Source organism: Heyndrickxia shackletonii, from assembly GCF_001420715.1.
GTDB classification, from domain to species: domain Bacteria; phylum Bacillota; class Bacilli; order Bacillales; family Bacillaceae_C; genus Margalitia; species Margalitia shackletonii.
In genome coordinates, this window is record NZ_LJJC01000006.1 from 235,334 (window position 1) to 257,355 (window position 22,022).

Sequence of the window (22,022 nt, forward strand, 5' to 3'; positions counted from 1 at the left end):
AGTTTATTAAATAGTATGGTATGTAATTTTTCCCATATGTAAAATAATGAAAGGCTGGCATACGCCAGCCTTATTTTTTACCAGATTCATTTCCCTTTTGGATTCTTTTATGAGTATTAAATTCAACTAATTCATCGCTCATAACATTTTGTGATTTTACATTATTGTTTCGCTGTGCATTCGCATTTCCGTGTTTTGTTCTTCCCACAACCTTCACCCCTCTTTTTCATCGGCTTCATTTTGTAGTTTGATGAAAATACAAATTATTATACAAGGGAACTACCTTTTATAAGCATTTTTCGATTTCTGCCTTTTCCGCCTATGGTTACTTTTCCTCTTTTCAGCAGATGAAATATGCTCCTTTTTCATCTCCTTCAGTTTATTGTTAGGAGATGGATTCGAAGGCTTCTTTTGAGCATGTAACACCTTTTTTTCAATTTGAAGATGAATTCCTTTCTCAATCATCTCCAGATAAGAACGATCCTTTGGTGCTACTAGTGTTAGTGCCAGGCCAGTTCCTCCTGCTCTTCCTGTTCGACCAATTCGGTGAATATAACTTTCCACATCTTCTGGGATGTCATAATTAAAAACATGTGTTACCCCTTCCACATCAATCCCACGCGCAGCAACATCTGTTGCCACCAATAATTGAATTTTTGCATCTCTAAATAGTTTCATCACCTTCTCACGCTTTGCTTGCGAAAGATCTCCATGAAGCTCCTCTGACAAATATCCACGTTCCTTTAATGCGTTGTTTAATTTGCTTGCTCTTCTTTTCGTCCTGCAAAATATAATCGCAAGAAATGGGCGATACTGATCGATCAACTGGCAAACCGTGTCTTGTTTTGCACGATCGGTTGTTTCTATTACAAGTTGCTTAATATCATCTACCGTTATTCTTGGGCTTTTTACCTGTATGTCAATTGGATCTTTCATGTAATCTTTTGCAATAGACCTAATTTTCTTTGGCATCGTCGCTGAAAATAACATGGTTTGCCTATTCGTAGATAACGCCCCAATAATGTCCTCTATTTCAGGTAAAAACCCCATATGGAGCATTTGATCTGCCTCATCAAGAACTAACATTGAAACATTTGATAGCTCAATTGTACCGCGACGCATATGATCGAGCAGCCTTCCTGGGGTTGCTACGACAATGTGGATAGCCCCTTTTAATTTCCTCAATTGCTGCTCCACATCTTGTCCACCATATATAGCTAACACATGGACCCCCTCTAGTTTTTCCGCTAGTTTCTTTAATTCTGTTGTAATTTGGAGAGCCAATTCCCTCGTAGGAGAAACAATCAATGCTTGAATATAAGGACTTTCTGCATTTACCTTTTCAAGTATTGGTAATATAAAAGCGAATGTCTTTCCTGTACCTGTTTTTGCTTGTGCAACCATATCCTTTCCTTCAAGAAGGAGGGGAATGGTTTTTTCCTGAATAGGAGTAGGTTCCAAAATCCCAAAGGAACGCAGAACCTGGTTAAGATTCGAACTCACACCTAGCTTTACAAAATCTGACAACTCGTTCACACCCTTAAATAATTCTTGCTTATATCATATCATTTCCTTTTTAATAAAACTTTCTTGTTATTTGTCAAAAAAAACAAAAAGAGATTGCTCCAATAATGAGCGATCTCTCCAAAGATTCTCTATGCTTTTATATTAATCCCATATTCTTCAAACCAATAATGAATTTGGGCAAGGTAGGCAAGTAATTGTGGTCCTGTCATTAATTGACCAAACCAAGGTACTTGAAAAGCTTTCCCCTCTGACTCGATGATATCCTGCAATTTTTCTGTTTTAAACAGGTCATAAAGAATAGAGCTTCTATTTTCTAATATTTCATTTAACCAGTTTTTCACTACTTTTGTGTATACAGGGTTATGTGTTTTCGGGTATGGACTTTTCTTTCTATATAAAACTTCATTAGGTAATGTTCCTTCCAAAGCTTTACGCAAAATACCTTTCTCACGACCTTCATACATTTTGACTTCCCACGGAATGTTCCACACATATTCTACTAGACGATGATCTGCGAATGGGACACGAACTTCCAGGCTTGCTCCCATGCTCATTCTATCCTTGCGATCTAATAAAGTCGTCATGAACCATGTTAGATTTAGATAAAACAATTGCCGTCTTTTAGCTTCTAAAGGACTTTCACCTTCTAACACTGGAGTTTCTTGGATGGTGTTTTCATATTGAGTCATAACATAATCCTTTAAATGAAGTCTTTCGTTCCAATTATCCTTTAAAAGACTTACTCGTTCATCCAAGGAACGCATCCAAGGAAATCCATTTCGCTCTAGGTCGTCTTTACGATGGAACCAAGGATAGCCGCCAAAGATTTCATCTGCACACTCTCCAGATAAACTTACGACAAAATCATTTTTAATTTCTCTACAGAACCATAATAGGGATGAATCTACATCTGCCATCCCAGGTGTATCCCTAACGAGAACTGCTTCCTTTAAATATTCGGCAAGGTCTTCCTGGCTGATGACACAATGATGGTGGATGGTTCCGTATGTTTTTGTCATAAGGTCAATCCAATGTCCATCCGCATTAGGTTGAAAATCATTTGATTTAAAATACTGGTCATTTCCCTCATAATCGATGGAATAGGTGTGCAGCGGCCCTTTCCCTTCTGTTTTAAAATGATTCGATGCAATAGCAGTGATGGCACTAGAATCAATACCGCCTGATAAAAAGGTACATACAGGAACATCTGAAACTAATTGTCTTGTTACAGCATCCGTAAATAAGGATTTCACTTTTTCCGCCGTTTCATCCACACTATCTGTGTGTTGTTCACTTTTCACATTCCAATATCTCCAAATGTTCAATCCGTCTTTTGAATAAGTTAAAGCATGGGCAGGCCGAACTTCATGGATCCCTATAAAAATCCCATGCCCAGGGGTTCTGGACGGACCAAGTCCCAACACCTCCGCCAATCCATCCATGCCAATCTCTGCTTTCATGGCTGGATGTGCCAAAATGGCCTTTATTTCTGAGCTAAATAGAAATCTCCCATTTTGTTCAGAATAAAATAATGGCTTCACCCCCATACGGTCACGTGCCATAAATAATTGCTGTCTTTCTTCATCCCAAATTCCAAATGCGTAAATACCATTTAAGTATTGAACACAGTCTTCTTTCCATTCCATATAGGATGTAAGCAGCACTTCCGTATCAGAATGCCCTTGAAATGGATAACCTCTCTTAATAAGCTCTTTCCTTATATCCTCTGTATTATAAAGTTCCCCATTATAGCAAATCGTATAGGAGTGGTCTCCTTTTATACGCGTCATAGGTTGAATGCCCCCTTCAGGATCCACAACAACCAATCGCTTATGTCCAAATGCTGCATGTGGCGTTACCCATATATTCGTGTCATCAGGACCACGCTTTGCCAATGTTTCTGTCATTTTGTTTAAAATAGTGTGTTTGTTGCTTAAATCATCTCGATAATCAATCCATCCAGTAATACCACACATAAAGGACCATCCTTCCAATTATCTTTTGAAAAACCATACTTATCATATGGGCGGGTAGCCCAGATTGAAAGTTGTCCCTGAGAGGAAAAGAAAGGGAAGCGGCACGAAATTGGATTTAAACAGCTCGTTTTAGATCTTTATACCCACAAACTTTCAAACAAAAAACACCCACTTAGGAGAAGGGTGTTTACTAATTTGATGTAGACTTCGGTTTTCTAATTAATTGCTTCACTACCTCTGAAAAAACAATGCCGATTGCAATGGCTCCCGATAGCATAAAAGCTTTTGCTGCTAATTGAATAGCCGAATTATAGTCATTTTCTACAAAGTGCCTCATTGCATCATAGGCTAGTCCGCCGGGGACCATTGGGATAATACCCGACACACTAAAAATAATAATCGGCTCCTTATATATACGTGCAAAAGTTTGGCTAATTATTCCTACTATAAAAGCCGCAATAAACGTTGCAATGACGGAATCTGTATGGAGGTTTACAGAAAAAGCAATATATACAATCCATCCAAGCATCCCAACTAGCCCGCATAACAAAAGCTTGCTCCGCGGCACATTAAAAATAACTCCGAACGCTGCGGTAGAAATAAAACTGGTTATAAGCTGCCCAAGCATCATCATCAAAGCTATTCACTCCTCTCTAGTCTAAACTAAACAACTCTACCTAAAGGAAAGTATGACGGCAATTCCCGCCCCTATTGCAAATGCAGTTAAAAAAGCTTCTGCTCCTTTTGACAAACCTGCAACAAGATGTCCCGCCATTAAATCCCTAACAGCATTCGTTATTAATAACCCCGGTACCAATGGCATTACAGAACCGATAATGATTTTATCCAATTCGGTACCTATGCCTATTTTTATTAATAAGGCCGCAATCAATCCCATGATAAAGGAAGATAAAAATTCAGCAAAAAAACGAACTCTGGCAAGCTTGTCAAAATACAACAGACAAGGATAGCCTATTCCACCTGTAATCATCGCCGGGATGAAATCCTTCCACTGTCCTTGAAACATGATAAGGAAACAACCGCTTGCCAGAGAGGCAGCCGCAATTTGAATCCAAATCGGAAATTTATAATCCGCCTTTTCCGCCGCTTTTAGCCTTTGATAGGCTTCATCCAGCTCTAATTCACCGCTCGCTATTTTCCGTGATATACTATTGACTACCGTAACCTTTTTTAAGTCTGTGGATCGTTCTACAATCCTCACAAGCTTCGTTGGTTCTACACCATCAATGGAAAAAATAATACCGGTCGGTGTTACGAAACAATGGGAACCATAAATGCCAAATGCGTTTGCAATTCTGGTCATTGTATCTTCTACACGGTATGTCTCTCCGCCGCTTTGCAGCATGATTTTACCCGCAAGTAAACATACTTCCACAATTTTATATGTTTTGCTATTTTCCTGTTCCATTTTTTACTCCTATACGGTTCATATTCAAGAAATCCTATATCATCTTAAAAGAAAGACAAGCTATTTATCAATACCTTTTTTTTAATGCTGTTTTTTGAATTAATTATTACCTTTCGCCATTTGATGTAAATCATAAGCGAGCTTGGTTTGGGAGCATTTTTTCTTATAAGATTTACTACTTTTTAACGGCTGTTACCTAAATTTTTGTATATAAAAGCAACAAAGTTTATGAAAAGAGCCCTCTTAATGCTACTATACAGTTTTTTACAAGTAAAAACGAGGCCCCGTGGATAATGTATACCTTTGTCACGGAATGATTCCCTTTTGTCGTACCTGAATTTGGAAGTTCTAAGTCTAATAATAACCCTCAAAGGTAGAAATCCTGCTTCTGAAATAAATAATTCAGGCAGTTTCAGACATAATTCAGGCGTTTGGAGAAATAATTCAGTCGCTACTACAAATAATTCGGTCACTACCGAGTTGGCCCCCTTATTTTAGACACATACTCCTATTATCTTTCTTTTTCGCAGTATTTTATTTTTTTGTTTAAGATGGAAATTGCCCCCTCTGTCTTGCCTAATTTTGTGATAGTATCATATCGACTTGACATGGAGCCTCTTCGCGCATGATTCTCTATCCAGGAACCCAGCCTCTTAAGAAGCTGTATTCACCAACTAGGTTATCATGCGCTGCTCCATATCAAGTCGTGCTCCTAATTCGTTCTGCTTTTATACCAAATAAGGGGCCAATTTCCTCTCATCCTATTCTCACTACAAATTAATAACCATTTCTTCCATACTACCTACCTCGTTAAATTTCTTATGGAACTGAGTAGGGGAAAGATAATGAAGACTCCCATGATATCTTCGGTGATTATAAAATTCCATATACTCATCTATTCGGTAATACGCTTCATCAAAACACTCAAAGGTGTACCGTTGGTAACACTCCCGTTCGATGATACTGTGAAATGATTCTATATACGCATTTAAATTGGGTGATTTTGGGGGAATACGTTCATGATAAATTTTATGGAGTTCACAAAATTCCCCAAAGTCTTTACTTACAAATTGTGGACCATTATCGGTTCGAATAATGATACTATATTCCTTTTCATCTTGTGGCAAATGAACCTGACGCCGTATAATGGCTTCTTGAAGCATTGTATTAATGTTCTCGGCTTTACATGTTGATCCTCGATAATAACCTACAATACAACGGTCGAATACATCTATGGCACTTGCCAGAAAAAAGAACCGGCCACTGTCTTCTATCGAACCATATTTAATATCTACTTGCCATAATTGGTTGGGTCCGGTAATTGAGTGCTGCTTAGCTAGTCGTCTTGGATAGGAAGGAGAAACGTTGCGCTTTGGCAGTAGAATGCCTAACTTATCACATAATCGGTACACTTTTTTAAAGTTAATCACTAGATTATGTTCCACCCTTAAATAATTGGTTAACTTACGATAACCATAGATTCCTTCTTCTCCTTCTATGCCTTCCATTAAAAGCTCTTCAATTTGTTCGTCGGAAACCATAGATCCATCTTTTCTTAATGAATAACCTGGACTAGGACGCCCTCGCTTCGTTACTATTTTTTCATTTGTTTCAATATCCTGATGATAGTAGTACAAAGAGCGACTCACCTCCAATGCCTTCATCGTTTGTTTTACAGGAAAACCTTCCGCAACCCAAAGATTCACTTCATCTAATTTTGAATTTATAGAGATTCGTTTTTTTTTATTAAATTCTTTAACATGGCAACTTCCAGTTCTTTTTCTCCAAGCAATTTCATCGCTTGTTCATACTTTTCTAGTAGTTCGCCTTTAGTGGGGTTATCAGATAATATGGTTGTACCCTCATTTTCCATTAGATCAAGCATTTCATCTTTATATTCATTCATCCACCTTCTAAAGGTATCTCTTGATATTCCCGCCTTTCGGGCAATAGAAGAATGGTTACCCGTTTCTAACGCAAGCCGAACATATTTCTTTTTTACATCTTCAATTACATCAATTTTCTTTCCAGGCATGGGTCTTCACCTCCCTATGAATCATTTTGTATGTTATACATTAAGTGTAAACCTAAGGTATTATCGTGTCTAAATGATTAAGGGGGCTAAAAAGCTACATAGAATAATTCAGTCATAAGAAAAACGCGAGGCACCACAGCATTAGTGTTTGGATCTTATCAACAAAATAATAAAAAAATGCAGAAGCTAAATAACTTCTGCATTCCCCTTATTCTGTGCAAATTGACTATTATAAAGATCCGCATAAAAGCCGCCTTTAGCAAGGAGCTCTTCATGATTTCCTTTTTCTACTACATCTCCATGATTCATAACTAGAATTAAATCCGCATCACGGATCGTTGATAGACGGTGTGCGATGACAAAGCTTGTTCTTCCTTTCATCAATTCGTTCATTGCTTGTTGAATAAGGACTTCGGTTCTTGTATCCACACTGCTTGTTGCTTCATCCAAAATAAGGATAGTTGGATCTGCCAGGATGGCACGGGCGATTGTAAGCAATTGTTTTTGGCCTTGCGAAATATTCGATGCTTCCTCATTCAAAATGGTCTCATATCCATCCGGAAGCGTCCGGATAAAATGATCAGCCCTTGCCGCTTTTGCAGCCCGTATAATTTCTTCGTCTGTAGCATTTTCACGTCCATATGCAATATTATCCTTGATCGTTCCGTTAAAAAGCCATGTATCCTGCAAAACCATCCCGAACATACTGCGTAAATTTCCTCTTTTTAGCTCGGTAATATCAACGCCATCAATGGTAATTTTCCCTTCATTAATTTCGTAAAATCTCATCAACAAATTAATAAGAGTTGTTTTACCTGCTCCGGTAGGACCAACAATTGCAATGGTTTGCCCCTTTTTCACATCGATATTCATTCCTTTTATAATCGTCTCATTCTCCTTGTAGCCAAAGACCACATTTTCAAATGCAACGTCACCTTTAGGTAGTTTGATTACCTTTGCATCAACCACTTCCGGTACTTCTTCTTCCTCATCTAAAAGTTCAAACACACGCTCTGCGGATGCAATGGTTGATTGAATGATATTTGCAATTTGGGCTGTTTGCGTGATTGGCTGTGAAAATTGCCTTGCGTATTGGATAAACGCTTGAATATCTCCTATCGTAATGGCTCTTTTTGTTACAAGAATTCCACCAACAACCGATACAAGCACATAGCCTATATTATTTATGAAAGCCATTAAAGGCATAATAATACCGGAAATAAATTGTGCTTTCCTTCCGGATTCATAAAGGCGCTCATTAATGGTGTTAAAATCGGAAATCGATTTCTCTTCCCTGCCAAACGCTTTCACAATCTGATGACCAGTATACATTTCCTCCACATGTCCATTCAATTCCCCAAGTGCCTTTTGCTGTCCCATGAAAAACTTTTGGGATTTCTTTGCAATTCCGGCTGTTGCCAAAATACTTAAAGGCAAAGTTAAAATAACAATCAATGTCATCAAAGGACTTATTGTAAGCATCATCACAATTACACCAACCAGTGTAACAATCGACGTAATCAGCTGTGTTAAGCTTTGCTGCAAAGTATTGCTAATATTATCCATATCATTCACAACTCGGCTTAATACTTCCCCATGTGTACGGGAATCATAAAATTTCAGTGGCAGCCTCGTCAATTTTTCGTTTACTTCTTTCCGTAAATCATAAACTGTTTTCTGAGCCACCCCTGCCATTACATATTGCTGAAAATAACTAAATAAGGAGCTGAAAATATAAAGCCCTGCTAAAACTATTAGGATGTGTAAAATATAATCAAAATCAACCTTTGCACCAGGCACACCTTTTATTTTCATCATCATGCCTTCGAATAACTTGGTCGTAGCATTCCCCATTAATTTCGGGCCAATAATAGTAAAAACAGTACTTAAAATTGCCATCAAAAATACTGCCGTTAATCGTACTCGATGCGGCTTTAAATATCCGATTAACCTTTTAAACGTACCTTTAAAGTTTTTTGCCTTTTGAACAGGCATTCCAAATCCGTGCCCATGTCCTGGCCCTCGCATTGGTCCTCTTCTGGCTTGATGGACATTTCGATTATCTCTTTCGCTCATGCAATCTCCTCCTCTGATAACTGTGAGGATACAATTTCACGATATACTTCACATGTTTCCATTAATTCCTTGTGAGTGCCAATTCCGGCCGTTTTTCCTTGATCTAGTACTATAATTTGGTCAGCATCCATAACCGTACTAACCCTTTGAGCCACAATCAAAACAGTCGAATCCCCTGTTTCCTTTTTCAACTCGGCACGCAATTTAGCATCCGTTTTAAAATCAAGTGCTGAAAAACTATCATCAAATATATAAATTTCCGGTTTTCGCACAAGTGCTCTTGCAATGGAAAGCCTTTGCTTTTGTCCCCCCGATACATTCGTACCACCTTGTGCGATAACCGAATCATATCCATCTTTTAATTCAGAGATAAATTCAGTAGCTTGCGCAATTTCCGCGGCATGTTTGACGTCCTCGACTGTTGCTTTTTCATTTCCATAACTAATATTATCTGTAATCGTTCCGGTAAAAAGAACTGCCTTTTGCGGAACGAATCCGATTTTTTCCCTAAGATGCTCCTGTGACATACTACGTACATCAACACCATCGACCAGGACTTCCCCGCTGCTAACATCATAAAACCTTGGTATTAAGCTAATAAGCGTTGACTTTCCGGAACCTGTACCGCCAATGATAGCTGTCACCTTTCCGGGATTAGCTTTAAAGGATATATTCGAAATAGCAGGGTTTTCCGCACCCGGATAGCTGAAGGTAACATTTTTAAATTCAATATATCCGCTTTTATCCGTTGCTTTTTGAACATTTTCAGCATCTTTAATATTTGGTTTAATATCTAAAACTTCATTAATACGTACTGCTGAAACAGATGCACGGGGTATCATGATAAACATCATTGATAGCATGATGAGAGAAAACATAATTTGCATTGCATATTGGATAAATGCCATAAGATCCCCAACCTGCATATTTTGGTGATCAATTCGGATCCCGCCAAACCATATAATTGCAATGGTCGAGAAGTTCATAATAAGCATCATAACTGGCATTAAGGTGGCCATAATTTTATTTACTTTAATGGCTGTTTGAGTTAAATCAGCATTTGCTTCTTCAAAGCGTTTCTTTTCGTAGTCGATGCGGTTAAACGAACGGATCACTCGAATACCAGTTAGATTTTCACGCAATACAAGATTCAATTTATCCAACTTTTTCTGCATTGCTTTAAATAATGGAATTCCTTTTCGTTGAACAAGGAGAATAGCAATAAATAAAACTGGCAATGAAACAACAAGAACCAACGAAAGCTTTGCATCCCTTGAAACGGCCATAATAATCCCACCGATACACATTAACGGTGCCATAACCATCATCCTCAGCATCATAATGAGTACTTGCTGGACCTGATTAATATCATTCGTAGTTCTTGTAATAAGGGAAGCTGTTCCAATTTGATCAAATTCATTAAGTGAAAAGCTTTCAACATGAGAAAAAACCTTTGTACGAAGGTTCTTACCAAAACTCGACGCTACTTTAGAAGAGTAAAAGCTTGCAGCAATAGAACAAACAGCCCCGATGCCTGCTATTAACAGCATCCATCCGCCAATTTTTAAAATATAAGGCTCATCCCCCCGGACAACACCTTTATCAACAATATCACCCATTAAAGAAGGCAAATATAGGTCGGAAAGGGAGCGGAGGAAAACTAAAATGATCACGAGGCCAATTAATAATCGATATGGCTTCAAATGTCTGAACAAACGTATCATATTACATCATCATCTCCATTCATCCCGTTTAGAACTAACATCATTTTCTGCAAAATACTCAATCGTCTCGGAAAGTAACTCTGCAAATTGCTTACTTTTTTCCTCCCCTAAGTGGCCAATTAATCCATGAAGTTTTTGTAAATAGGCATCCACCACTTTTTCGGTTACCTGTTCGCCTTTCTCCGTTAGCATTACCTTGACAGATCTTCTATCATTGGGATCTATACGACGCTCAACTAACCCATCTGCCTCTAAACGGTTAATTAATTGAGTAACAGAGGGTGCAGTAACCTGAAGATACTTACTTAGACAGGATACTGTTAAGTCAACTCCATGATGCTTCTTCGCCGATTTAATCGTGAACAACAGTTTATATTCACCGGGTTTTACCCCTTTATATGCTTTCGGTCGAAAATGACTTCGAAATTGCATCAATGAATGAAAAAGTTCTTTAGCAATTAGATCGTTTTTGTCCACTGTTCCCACCTCCATTTTTATTAGTTTAGTTAATAAATAATTAAGTAAACTAATTATATTTTCTTAACGGTTTATCGTCAATAAATAAGATTTCATAAAGAGTGTTTTCGTAACTTATTTTAAATCCTAGGATAGACATAGGTTCGAGGCATTTTTTATTAAATTCATTAGTAAGTGAAAGTAGTATTTTGATTTTAAAAAAATACCTTCAAAAAAGAAATAATCTCAGGAAAAAAAGCCCGAGATTATTTTTATTAAATATTAGCTAGTTGATTATAAATCTTTTTACTAATTGGCGCATAGGATTTTACACTGTTTTGTATATTGGAAATTAACACGACGTAAGCATTTCCTCCTTTTGAAAAACTATTCATACCATTCCAACCTGGCAATACACCATGGCTTGAATAGTTTCCCGGTGGAACAGACCAGCCTTTTCGATTAATATACCATCCATATCCATATCTTGCTATGTTATGGGGCGTAAACATCTGCTTATAGCTTTCTTGGGAAATCAGTTTCCCAGCTTGTAAAGCATGATCAAATTTATATAAATCATATGGAGTAGAATAAATATCTCCACAGCCAAACACTTGCGAAAAATCTTGCATCTTCGGAATATAGATCATCCCCATTTTTAATTTATAGCCAATGGAAGGATATTTTTCCTTCTTCAAATCACTTCCAAAGCCTGAATGAGTCATCCCTGCTACATTAAAAATGTGTTCTTTAATATATTCATGTAAAGGCATTCCGCTTGCCTTTTCAATTACATATCCGAGAAGGGAATAATTTGCATCTGAGTATCCCCATTTAGTTCCAGGTATAGATTTAAGATGCACCGCTGTTTCCCCAATACTTTGCATTAACTCTTCTCTTGATACTTTTCCACCAGACTCATTACGAACGGGAATACCAGAAGTATGAGTCAGTAAGTGATATAATTTTATTTCCTTTGCATGCGGGAAATTGGGAAGATAATCTGACAATGGTTCATTAATATTCACTTTCCCCGCTTCCTGCAGTTGTAAAAAGGCTGTAGCAACAAAGGATTTAGTTATAGAGCCGATATAGTAAGCAGTATCAGGATTATTTGGCACTTTCTTACTTTGGTTAGCAAACCCATACCCCTTATTTATTATCACCTTCCCATTTTTCACAATTAGGGCAGTTCCGTTAAAATGAATCTTTTTCAGATAATGATCTATTTTTTTATCAGTTGAAACACCTTCACTAGGAATCCTTTTGGGAGGACTATATTTTTTCCCAGAAGTTAAAACGCTCTTTACAGTCTGGGGATCCGTCGTATATAAAAATCGGAAAGAAGAACGATAGTGAAAAAAAGCCCCTGCCACAACCAAGAATATCAGACAAATAAGTACAGGAATTCGCAAGGAATTCTTTCCTCTATGTCTTGATTTATATCTGGAATTATTATGCATATTCTCGCTCCTCATATAGGTAAAATACTTAGTCTAAACAATTCTTAATATCAATCTTTTCTTACCAATATAATAGACGTTCAATTCGGCTTAAAGGTTCTTATAAAACAAAAAAAATATCAACTTCAATTACAAATGCAATAGAAGGTAGAATACCTCCTTATTTATTCTCAAAAATCCTTAAAATAATCCGTTCTACTTTGTTTTACCCTTCATAACATGGTTTAGATAAACTGAATCTACACCTTATTACACAAACAAAAAAGCCAAGCATCAAACTTGGCTTTTTTGTGGATATATTGTTGTAGATTCTTTCTCCAAATCTCTTTCTATAAACTTTTTCCTCATAATAAACGGATAGAAAACTAAACCTACTACAAATAAGCCAATTCCTAAGAAAAATGTTTTCATATCAGCTGTACCCGTTTTAATGACCCAAACAGAGTAAACAATGGCTAGCGTAGTTATGATGCCGTCAAGTTTTCTTGACCCTTTTACCTTGTCATATGTTTCACCGGTTATAACTAGTTTTAATTGATACAAAGCAGAAACTAGATATGGAATTAAATAGGCTAAGGTCGCAACTACAATAGCAAAATTGTATGCTTGTGTCACTGTACCTGAAATGGTAGAAAAAAGAAATACTTGCGTCATTATATTTGTAATGGATAATGATTTAATCGGACTGCCGGATTTATTTGTTTTAGCAAAGAATTTCGGGAATAGTCCTACCTTCGCAGCTTGATATGGCACTTCAGAGCTTACGACAATCCAACCTACTGTAGAACCGAATAAAGAAATAAGTGCTAATAATGCCATAATATAAGTTCCGCTGTGCCCAATAACCATACCTAATGCATCAACTAGGGGCTTTTGTGATTCCTTGAGCTGATCTTGCGGAAGTGCCCCCATCGTTAACAAAGTAATACCCACATAGATTAATAGAGAAATGACTAAACCAATCATTGTTGCTTTCTTTACATCGCCTTGTGACTTAGCACGATTGGATAGCATAACCGCCGATTCTATTCCGATGAACGCCCAAAGCGTAGAAATCGCCCCTGCATTCACTTGTCCCCCAAGACCAACTTTGTTACCTGTTGCATCCACAAATGCCTTTGCATTTCCTAAATTTGCTACATCAAACACAAATACTGTTACAATGACAAATAGCAGAAAACCAATTACCTTTGTAATAGTAGCCGTAAGATTTAATTTTCCGGCTGCATTGAAACTTTTAGATAGAATGAATTGAATTCCCCATAGCATGATAGTACATATTATGAAAGTTAGGCATTTACCAAACTCTAATTGAAAGTTTCCGATTGAAAATAGGATTTTCTTGCTTTGCATTATAGGAAAAAATGTTGTTAAATACCCTGCAAATGAAATGATAACGGATGCCGTTGCTGCCCAATTAGCCGCCCAATATCCCCATGCCATACTGTATCCAGCTACTTTTCCAGCCTTTGGAGAAGGAAATAAGTTTTGAGCATAGCTTTGCGGCCCCGCCTTTAACTCCGGTTTTCTCGTTGCTAGATTACCGAATACTAGTGCAATCATAAATACACCAAGTCCAGTTGCTAACCATGCAAGTGTAGACCCAGTTGGACTAGCTACATGTGCTAGATTAGCTGGAAGCATAAAAATACCGCCGCCTACCATATTACCAATTACAAATGTGGTTAAAATCCATAACCCCCATTTTTTCGTTTCCATCCTATATCACCTTTTCCTGAGATGTCATCATTTAATCGCTAGGCAATCTTTATGTTCGTTGTTGATTTTGACTTTGGTATGTCATGCGAATAGATTATTCTATGAAATAAGCTAATGACCATGCACGCCAAAGGAGTTTTAAACTAATCAACAATATATTTAATAGAGCCAATCATTGAGTTCATGGGTTAAGCATACTTCAATTCTCTACTTTGGTAAAGTGATAATACGATAAAACATCAGTGGTAAATATAAGTAAACTTAATGAAGTTTGGTAGATAGGAACAAATCTGCTAGCACCGCAGTTCTAGCGTTCAAATAAGTGAAATTTTAGTAATTTATGACGAAGAAAACCCACAAGTCAATCGACGTGTGGGTTTTTAGTCTTCCAGTGTTGTTCCATCGCTTTGTCTACATAGACCCACCCTTTCCAAGCTATATGCAAGGTGTCTTTTAAAAAGTAAGGGTCATATTCGTGGCCAGATAGATCGGCGATTGGAAATCCGGCAGCTCTTATTTGCTGATGTAGCTTCTTATAATAAACTTCGCGTCCTTCTCTTGGAAATCCAGTGTAATCGTACCATCTTCCGTTAACAGGAATCGAAACAAATAATGGCTCGGCACCTTTTTCCTTCAAAAGATCTAAAATCATCTGTAAATCTTTATACTCTACAGATTTACCATAGGATCCGTTTACATTATAATTCTTCATCTTATGTTCAATTGGACGGATTTTCTTTTTATAAACACTATGTGAAATATAAAAAGGGTTTCTCTTTGCATCTTTCCTCCCATAATTGCTGGCATTACGTTTCAATTCTTCCCACGATTTGCCTTTAACTAGCGAAGGATTTTCATATCGTTTACGTGGATAACCATTGTAAAGAGAATAATACAAATCTTTCTTTTCAAGCAGCTTCCAATTCAAAAACGCTAGTGGTCTTATGATAGTTGCCTTTAATGGATTGGCACGACCAATTTCCGAACGATACATAGTCGAAAGCATATAATCCCTTTTTACAACATCAAACTTTAACAGCCTATGAATAGCTTCCTTCTTTAACTTTGGATCAATGTTATGGTTAAATGCGAGATCATATGCCTGTAACATTGAATAGTTTGGATCAAAATGGACGCTATTAATTCCTTTCTTGTGAAACCATTGGGGAGAAATAATTAAAACCATTTTCCTCCCCTTTAATTGATTGGAATGTGCTGCCAAGTTCATAAACTCAATTAAAGATTGCGTACCGCCGCGACCCACTAAAAAGGGAGTAAATCCCTGTGGATTTGCTTTAAAATAATTAGATGGATGAAAAGGATCAAACCTTGATAATTCTGATGACCCATACATAGGGAAATACTTTTTGTTATCCAACATCCTGCTTTGTATATAGTCTCCTTGGAACATTAATGGACTTAGACTTGTAGCATCCTTTTCAATCTTCTTATTAGAAATTAAATGTCCTATCCAAGCATTCGGGATAAATAAAAACACTAAAAATAGCACAATCGCTAAAATAAGTGGACCAAAAGTGTACTTTTTCATTGATGTTCAGCTAATTTCTCAGCTATATTATTCGGAGTATTCCACTCCTCACGATTAAATTCTGTAATCGGTATATTAATACCGAAACGCTCATCCACCTCAACTAAAAAGTTAATAGTACCAAATGAATCTAATAGCCCTGTTTCGAAAAGATCAATATTAGGATCTTCCTTTACAACATCATCCTGACAAATCTCTGCTAATAAATTGATAATATCTTGTTTTTCCATAATAATCATTCTCCTTTAATAGTATTTTTCGTATAGGTGTTACATTTCTTAAAAGGCTATTCCTTCATCATAAACTGCTTAGTTTAAGAAAAGAGCCTTTAACGAAATATTTGTCCTGAAAAGATATATAAACCGAAACAAACAAAGTGAAATGTTATGATCACGGAAACTACATGTGTAAACTTGTTTTTCGGCCAAAATTTATGCTGTCTATTCCACCTATCGAAAAAGTCATACCCAATCATTAAAGCTGCCATGTATAAACCATAAACAATATATTGTAGGGCAATTCCATGCCAGAAACCCATAATTAAAAATAATAATAAATAACCAATATTGGAAACGGTGTAACGATCTTTAATCCATTTCTTCTTAGTCATCCATAAAACAAAACGCATGTAAATATAATCCCTAAACCAAAACGACAATGTCATATGCCAACGATTCCAGAAATCCTTTATATTTCGACTTATGAATGGAGCATTAAAGTTTTCCGGAGTTTTGATTCCCATAAAATAACTTACTCCAATTGCAAATGCACTGTATCCTGCAAAATCAAAGAACAGGTACAAACTGTAAGAATACATATACATTAAATTTGCCAAGGAAGGTGGTATATACACATAAGGATTTCTTGGCAAATACGCAATAAAGTAATGGTGAAGTAAATAAGCAATAATAAATTTATATAGGAATCCTTTAAATATCTTATTTATCCCTAAATATAAATACTCCACATATTGCTCCTTTGTTGGAACAACGTTACTATCCTTTTCAAATCTGCGCCAGCGATCAATTGGACCAGATGAGATGGTTGGAAAGAATAATAGAAAGTAGAGAAATTCTATTATTGGGATATCGTTTTTTATAAGTCCGTCTCTAGTCTCCATAATCATTTGAACTGCTTTAAAGGTTAAATAAGAAATTCCTAAGAAACCAATCAAATGATTAATCCCTAAAAAGGGGAAAATTTTAACAAGGGCTAGTGGTAGGATGGATGCTACCACAGCCCATACAAAGATGGATGTTTTATTTTCTTTTTGCCTATATATTGCATAGCCTTTGACTAATAGTAACTGCCATATTGTAAATACAATGAGGGAGACAACTCCCATAATGCTGTGGGCAAAAATAATGGCTAACATGATTACCGTAATAATCATATTATAGGTTTTCGATAGTCTGCCTCTAAGTCCAAGAATAATCGTAGGTAGTAAAAGAATAGCTATAATCAAGAAAAAGATAAATTTTTCGTACGGTATCATGCCATTACCTCAGCAGATAATCTCTTACGATCAACCTTACCATTAGGTGTCATAGGCAGAGTTTCAGTATAGGAAAACTTCCTTGGAATCATATAGGATGGCAGAAGTTCCGATAGTTCTTTCTTTATCGCACCTGTTAATTGATACTGTTTTTCAAAGGAATGCTTAGCCGGCACAATGAACGCAGATAAATAATCGATTTTCCCATCTTTATAGACAGGTACAACCACACATGCATCCACGTATTGGGACTTTGCAATGTTGTACTCAATCTCCTCAAGTTCCATCCGGTATCCGTGTACCTTTACTTGGAAATCAAGGCGACCCTGATAGTACAGCAATCCATTTTTCCTATATCCTGCATCACCTGTTCGATAGGCTCTTTCTCCATCTTTTACAAAGAAAGACTTATCCGTTAGCTCTTTTTCTCCTAAATACCCTTTACTTACACTTGGTCCAACGATTATCATCTCCCCTTTTTCTCCATCCGGAAGTTGATTACCATTTTCATCCACAATTAATAACTGTGTATCATCTTTACAATATCCAATTGGCAAAATAGAATGTGCTGCTAATAGTTCATTTGTAACCTCAACCATCGTGATCGCAACAGTTGCTTCTGTTGGTCCGTACAAATTAAATACTCTTGCACCCGGAAACCGTTCCTTTAACTGACGAGCTACATCGGCAGAAAGCACTTCCCCGCAAAACAGGAATACTTCAAGATTAGGAAGCATTTCCTTCGAAAAGGACGGTTCCATTAAACACATTTGCGCAAATGATGGGGTCGATGTCCAAACTTGAATATTAGATTCACTTAATTCCGCAAAAAGCATTTTTGGATTCGCAATCATATCCTTTGTAATGGCAAACAAAGTCCCACCTGTACAGAGGGATGGATAAAGATCCATTACAGATAAATCAAACGAAAAAGGCGCTTGATTTAAGAAGATCTGTTGTTTCTCAATTGGAAAATCCGAAAGCATCCAACTCACATAGCTTTGAAGATTATTTGCTGTAATCTGCACGCCTTTTGGATTTCCTGTACTACCCGAAGTATAGATAATGTAGAAGGTATCCTCCTCCTTTACCCACTTTTCTTCAGAGGCTACATCTTCATGGGAGCTTCGAATATGATAAAGCTCTTCACTTTGAACCATTTTGATTGGGTAGTTTTCAAAATGGCTAACATCCATTTCCTCAGTCGCAAAGAAAAATTCCGCTTTCGAACTCTCTATAATTCTTTTAATACGATCTATTGGAATCGAAACATCCACTGGGATATATGGATGCCCTGCTTTTACACTTCCTAAAAAAGAAACAACCATTTCAGGAGCCATATGACCATAAACGATAATAGGAGAGTGCTGCTTCTCTGAATTATTTTCAATATAGGATGCTAACCGATTGGACTGGCTCCATAAATCCCCATATGTGATGGAATCATCACGATTTTTAAAGGAAACTCGATTTGGATCGTTTGCAGCCAACTGTTCCATTGATTTTATTAAATTCATGATTACTCCTCCTGATCATTAAAACTCACTATAAATAAATGGCCCTGCACTCATATCATGAAATCCGTAAATTAATACTAGCAAAATCAGAATGAGCAAATAATAAAAAGTACGAAGACTCCACCATGCCACTGGATTTTTTATCTTCTTGTCTTGCTTTTTCATAAAAAGGCACCCTTTCGTGCTTAATATACCCAACCTAGATAAATCATTATTTATGATATCCAGATAAGTGTCAAATAAATTTGTAAGTAACTGTAATTTTGTATTACAGTTTTTTTACAACATCTTTTAGACGTAATTCATCATAAAATAGTTTCATGAAAAAAGGATGAAAAAATCATTAAAAAAGTTCATTCATTTTAAGAATAAATTAAGATATATTTTTTAAAATTAAACTTTTGTCACAAAATGTACATTAGTGGGTAGAGAGGAAAGGCCCCTCTTCCCAGATTAATGCCTCAAAGCGTGGCTTCTTGCAATATTCATGGACTTAAAAATTTTTCATTTTCCTATTTCAGAAATATTGTAAAATGAAAAAAACTCCATGGTTTACTCACTATTAAATAAATTGCTTTTCCAAAAACAGTTACATATACTATGCTTGGGACAACATGAACTACATTTGATAAAAAGATAAGGGATGGAACGTAGTTGGGGAAATTTTTGTGGAGTAATTTTCGAGAGATATTAAATATACATGTTAATAATAATAATATTGAATTCACCACGTCCAATAACATTCTTTTACTGACTAGAATAAGGTATGCTTCTATCATTTTACTTTTCCTCTATATTTATTGTTTTTATGCAGATTTTTATTTATATAAAGGCATACCGGAAAACAGCTATCGACTCATTTTAACGTGCATCCATTTACTTGGTTTCACTGCCTCTATCGCCTTTTTATTTATACATAAGTTGTTTAAACATGACACCATTTATCATACCGTATGGCCAACGGTTACCATTAACTTTTATATTTTCACCTATGTTATGGGTGGTGCATTGGCATCCATAAATAGCCAACAGTTAAACGGTAATATTTATGCATACATCGTCATTCTAATTGGTGTAGTTTCTCTTTTCCCTGTGCGCCCAAGGCATTTCTTTTTTATTCTTTTCTTTACCCACATTATTTTTCTTGTCGGACTATATTATTTTAGCGATGGTAATAAGTATGATTTCATTTCTAATCAGATTAACTCTACAGGGACAGCAGTTATTTCCTTTATCATTTGTTTCGTTTTATATTCTTTTCGAAAAAGAGACTTTCGAAATCAGCTAATAATAAAAAATAGTGAGCAAAATCTGCTTCATCTCTTTAATGTCAATCCATATCCTCTTATTCTGACTAGTTTAGATAACGGAAAAATATTACTGGCTAATAATAAAGCACTTGAATTTTATCATGTTACAACAGAGAATGTGGCCTCATTGGACGTAAATCATTTTTATACAAATAAGGAAGAAAGGACTTCCATTATGGAGGAATTAAGAACGCACGGACATTTAGATAACTATGTATTGGAACAAAAAACATCTGATGGTTCGAAAAAGTGGGTCCTGGTTAATTATAAATTGATAGATTATATGGATCAAAAATGCGTCCTTACAGGGACAACCGATATAACGGATCTTAAAAAAATTGAAGCGGAGCTTGAAATGTATGCAACGACCGATATGTTAACGGGCGTTTTAAATAGAAGAAAAGGCATGGAAATTTTACAGGAAATCACAGAAACATCGACCATTCCATTCGTATTATTATTTATCGATATTAATAACTTAAAACAGGTTAATGACCACTATGGACATCCAGAAGGAGACTATCTTGTTAAAACAGTGTGCCATGTAATTAAGTCCAGATTAGATAACCAAGACATTATTTTTCGATATGGCGGTGACGAATTTATTATCGCCTTTTTAGATAAACACACGAATCATGCAGAAAGAATTTGGAGTGAAATAGTAGCATTATTAGAAGAGGAAAACTCTAAGAAAATAAAGCCATATAGTATTTCTGTCAGCCATGGATTGTTCTATTACAACTCTGCCCAAAGCATTTCCCTCCAGGAAATAATCAATTATGCTGATAAGGAAATGTATAAAGAAAAGGCTATCATGAAAGGCTTGGGGGACGGGTCCCTTGTACCAGATTTTAAATAATAGTTAAATAGAAAGGGATTTTTGTATTGTATAAGGATATAGAAGTACTTATTTTTGACCTCGATGGTACACTCTATGAGGATACTCATCATTTTGATTTTTACGCAACAAAACTTTGCGAGAAATTGCCATCATATAAACAAGAAGCATTTACAGCCGATTATAAAGCAATATTAAATGGAGAACATCCTTTGAAAATGGGAATGGCTTATGATGTTGTGAATGATGTGATTTTAAAGCACCGTGATGGAAAAATAATAGAAACATACCAATGGGACGGCACGAAGCTAGCTAACCAAAACAACCATTCCCTTCAAGATGATTTCCATTCTCTCCTTCATATCGGAGATCTTTGGTGGGTGCCTGCTGCGGTTGCGAGACATTATGGATTATCTAATGAAATGGCAGAGCAATCTTTTCTCGAAACACGTGAATACATGATGACTCCAGAATATAAATTGGATGAATTAAATGGTTTTAAGGAGACACTGGAAGAATTATCTCTAAATAAAAAGCTGGTGCTGTTAACCAATTCTCCCAAAAAGGACAGCGAAGTTATTCTAACGAAACTAGGTTGTTCCCATTTTTTCACCGATAAAATTTTCAATGGTCAAAAGCCTATTCAAACCAAACAGCATATCCAGCAAATACAAGAAAAATATAAATTAGGTTACGAAAATATTTTATGTATAGGGGATAATGCGATTAATGAAATACTTCCAGCACAAGAGTTAGGTTGTAAAACTCTTTTGATTGATCCTCATGAAATTAGCAAACCTTCTGATGCAGATGTTATTGTAGGAAATCTTTCAGAAATGTTAAGTGTTCTGAAACGTCTTGTATAGTATTGTCTTCACATTGATAGAGTAGAAAAGGAGCTTTGAATC

19 protein-coding genes are annotated in these 22,022 nt (G+C 36.3%); 2 read left to right on the top strand and 17 right to left on the bottom strand.

Annotated elements, in window-relative coordinates:
* Positions 1–70: 70 nt before the first annotated feature.
* The 17 genes from ypzF to dltX form a co-directional block, all read right to left on the bottom strand.
* Entirely contained in the window at positions 71–208 is a 138-nt protein-coding gene (ypzF, locus tag AN964_RS26790) for a protein YpzF (RefSeq protein ID WP_163258634.1), read from the bottom strand.
* 71 nt (positions 209–279) lie between these two features.
* Positions 280–1,527 carry a DEAD/DEAH box helicase gene (locus AN964_RS19525; RefSeq protein WP_083489478.1) on the bottom strand — a complete coding sequence of 416 codons (1,248 nt, stop codon included), beginning with the start codon at positions 1,525–1,527 and terminating at the stop codon, positions 280–282.
* A 128-nt stretch (positions 1,528–1,655) separates the two neighbouring features.
* The gene (gene asnB, locus AN964_RS19530) at positions 1,656–3,503 is read right to left on the bottom strand and encodes an asparagine synthase (glutamine-hydrolyzing) (protein ID WP_055741495.1); all 1,848 of its coding nucleotides are present in this window, start codon (positions 3,501–3,503) and stop codon (positions 1,656–1,658) included.
* Positions 3,504–3,693: 190 nt separating this feature from the next.
* Positions 3,694–4,137 (bottom strand): threonine/serine exporter family protein, encoded by a 444-nt coding sequence (locus AN964_RS19535; RefSeq protein WP_055741875.1) that lies wholly within the window; start codon positions 4,135–4,137, stop codon positions 3,694–3,696.
* Between the two features lie 39 nt (positions 4,138–4,176).
* Entirely contained in the window at positions 4,177–4,932 is a 756-nt protein-coding gene (locus tag AN964_RS19540) for a threonine/serine exporter family protein (protein WP_055741496.1), read from the bottom strand.
* Between the two features lie 770 nt (positions 4,933–5,702).
* Entirely contained in the window at positions 5,703–6,581 is an 879-nt protein-coding gene (locus AN964_RS19550) for an IS3 family transposase (RefSeq protein WP_244885895.1), read from the bottom strand.
* A gap of 74 nt (positions 6,582–6,655) precedes the next feature.
* On the bottom strand, positions 6,656–6,967 hold the full coding sequence (locus AN964_RS19555) for a helix-turn-helix domain-containing protein (protein ID WP_055741498.1): 312 nt from the start codon (positions 6,965–6,967) through the stop codon (positions 6,656–6,658).
* Between the two features lie 186 nt (positions 6,968–7,153).
* Positions 7,154–9,043, bottom strand: a complete 1,890-nt coding sequence (locus AN964_RS19560) for an ABC transporter ATP-binding protein (protein ID WP_055741499.1) — start codon at positions 9,041–9,043, stop codon at positions 7,154–7,156.
* A complete protein-coding gene (locus AN964_RS19565) occupies positions 9,040–10,767 on the bottom strand; it encodes an ABC transporter ATP-binding protein (protein ID WP_055741500.1) in 1,728 nt (575 codons plus the stop codon). Before AN964_RS19565 ends, AN964_RS19560 begins: the two co-directional genes overlap by 4 nt.
* A gap of 9 nt (positions 10,768–10,776) precedes the next feature.
* Positions 10,777–11,244 (bottom strand): MarR family winged helix-turn-helix transcriptional regulator, encoded by a 468-nt coding sequence (locus AN964_RS19570; RefSeq protein ID WP_055741501.1) that lies wholly within the window; start codon positions 11,242–11,244, stop codon positions 10,777–10,779.
* Positions 11,245–11,498: 254 nt separating this feature from the next.
* A complete protein-coding gene (locus AN964_RS19575) occupies positions 11,499–12,686 on the bottom strand; it encodes a serine hydrolase domain-containing protein (protein ID WP_055741502.1) in 1,188 nt (395 codons plus the stop codon).
* Between the two features lie 273 nt (positions 12,687–12,959).
* Positions 12,960–14,405 (bottom strand): amino acid permease, encoded by a 1,446-nt coding sequence (locus tag AN964_RS19580; protein ID WP_055741503.1) that lies wholly within the window; start codon positions 14,403–14,405, stop codon positions 12,960–12,962.
* Between the two features lie 361 nt (positions 14,406–14,766).
* Positions 14,767–15,954: a D-alanyl-lipoteichoic acid biosynthesis protein DltD gene (gene dltD / locus AN964_RS19585; protein ID WP_055741504.1), complete on the bottom strand. Its 1,188-nt coding sequence runs from the start codon at positions 15,952–15,954 to the stop codon at positions 14,767–14,769.
* Positions 15,951–16,184 carry a D-alanine--poly(phosphoribitol) ligase subunit 2 gene (gene dltC, locus AN964_RS19590; protein ID WP_055741505.1) on the bottom strand — a complete coding sequence of 78 codons (234 nt, stop codon included), beginning with the start codon at positions 16,182–16,184 and terminating at the stop codon, positions 15,951–15,953. Before dltC ends, dltD begins: the two co-directional genes overlap by 4 nt.
* Positions 16,185–16,282: 98 nt before the next feature.
* Positions 16,283–17,449, bottom strand: a complete 1,167-nt coding sequence (gene dltB, locus AN964_RS19595; protein WP_055741506.1) for a D-alanyl-lipoteichoic acid biosynthesis protein DltB — start codon at positions 17,447–17,449, stop codon at positions 16,283–16,285.
* On the bottom strand, positions 17,446–18,966 hold the full coding sequence (dltA, locus tag AN964_RS19600) for a D-alanine--poly(phosphoribitol) ligase subunit DltA (protein ID WP_055741507.1): 1,521 nt from the start codon (positions 18,964–18,966) through the stop codon (positions 17,446–17,448). Before dltA ends, dltB begins: the two co-directional genes overlap by 4 nt.
* 18 nt (positions 18,967–18,984) lie before the next feature.
* Positions 18,985–19,131 (bottom strand): teichoic acid D-Ala incorporation-associated protein DltX, encoded by a 147-nt coding sequence (dltX, locus tag AN964_RS25755; protein ID WP_083489482.1) that lies wholly within the window; start codon positions 19,129–19,131, stop codon positions 18,985–18,987.
* Between the two features lie 489 nt (positions 19,132–19,620).
* Here dltX and AN964_RS19605 point away from each other — a divergent pair, with 489 nt between their 5' ends.
* Both AN964_RS19605 and AN964_RS19610 read left to right on the top strand, forming a co-directional pair.
* Entirely contained in the window at positions 19,621–21,135 is a 1,515-nt protein-coding gene (locus AN964_RS19605) for a sensor domain-containing diguanylate cyclase (protein ID WP_055741508.1), read from the top strand.
* A 26-nt stretch (positions 21,136–21,161) separates the two neighbouring features.
* Entirely contained in the window at positions 21,162–21,980 is an 819-nt protein-coding gene (locus AN964_RS19610; protein WP_055741509.1) for an HAD family hydrolase, read from the top strand.
* Positions 21,981–22,022: the final 42 nt, after the last annotated feature.

What these genes read in the sequence shown, in the direction of transcription:
- dltA (WP_055741507.1), bottom strand. Translation starts at nt 18,966, where the DNA reads ATGAATTTAATAAAATCAATGGAACAGTTGGCTGCAAACGATCCAAAT.
- AN964_RS19535 (WP_055741875.1), bottom strand. Translation starts at nt 4,137, where the DNA reads ATGATGATGCTTGGGCAGCTTATAACCAGTTTTATTTCTACCGCAGCG.
- AN964_RS19555 (WP_055741498.1), bottom strand. Translation starts at nt 6,967, where the DNA reads ATGCCTGGAAAGAAAATTGATGTAATTGAAGATGTAAAAAAGAAATAT.
- dltD (WP_055741504.1), bottom strand. Translation starts at nt 15,954, where the DNA reads ATGAAAAAGTACACTTTTGGTCCACTTATTTTAGCGATTGTGCTATTT.
- AN964_RS19565 (WP_055741500.1), bottom strand. Translation starts at nt 10,767, where the DNA reads ATGATACGTTTGTTCAGACATTTGAAGCCATATCGATTATTAATTGGC.
- dltX (WP_083489482.1), bottom strand. Translation starts at nt 19,131, where the DNA reads ATGAAAAAGCAAGACAAGAAGATAAAAAATCCAGTGGCATGGTGGAGT.
- AN964_RS19575 (WP_055741502.1), bottom strand. Translation starts at nt 12,686, where the DNA reads ATGCATAATAATTCCAGATATAAATCAAGACATAGAGGAAAGAATTCC.
- AN964_RS19580 (WP_055741503.1), bottom strand. Translation starts at nt 14,405, where the DNA reads ATGGAAACGAAAAAATGGGGGTTATGGATTTTAACCACATTTGTAATT.
- AN964_RS19540 (WP_055741496.1), bottom strand. Translation starts at nt 4,932, where the DNA reads ATGGAACAGGAAAATAGCAAAACATATAAAATTGTGGAAGTATGTTTA.
- AN964_RS19560 (WP_055741499.1), bottom strand. Translation starts at nt 9,043, where the DNA reads ATGAGCGAAAGAGATAATCGAAATGTCCATCAAGCCAGAAGAGGACCA.
- dltC (WP_055741505.1), bottom strand. Translation starts at nt 16,184, where the DNA reads ATGGAAAAACAAGATATTATCAATTTATTAGCAGAGATTTGTCAGGAT.
- asnB (WP_055741495.1), bottom strand. Translation starts at nt 3,503, where the DNA reads ATGTGTGGTATTACTGGATGGATTGATTATCGAGATGATTTAAGCAAC.
- dltB (WP_055741506.1), bottom strand. Translation starts at nt 17,449, where the DNA reads ATGATACCGTACGAAAAATTTATCTTTTTCTTGATTATAGCTATTCTT.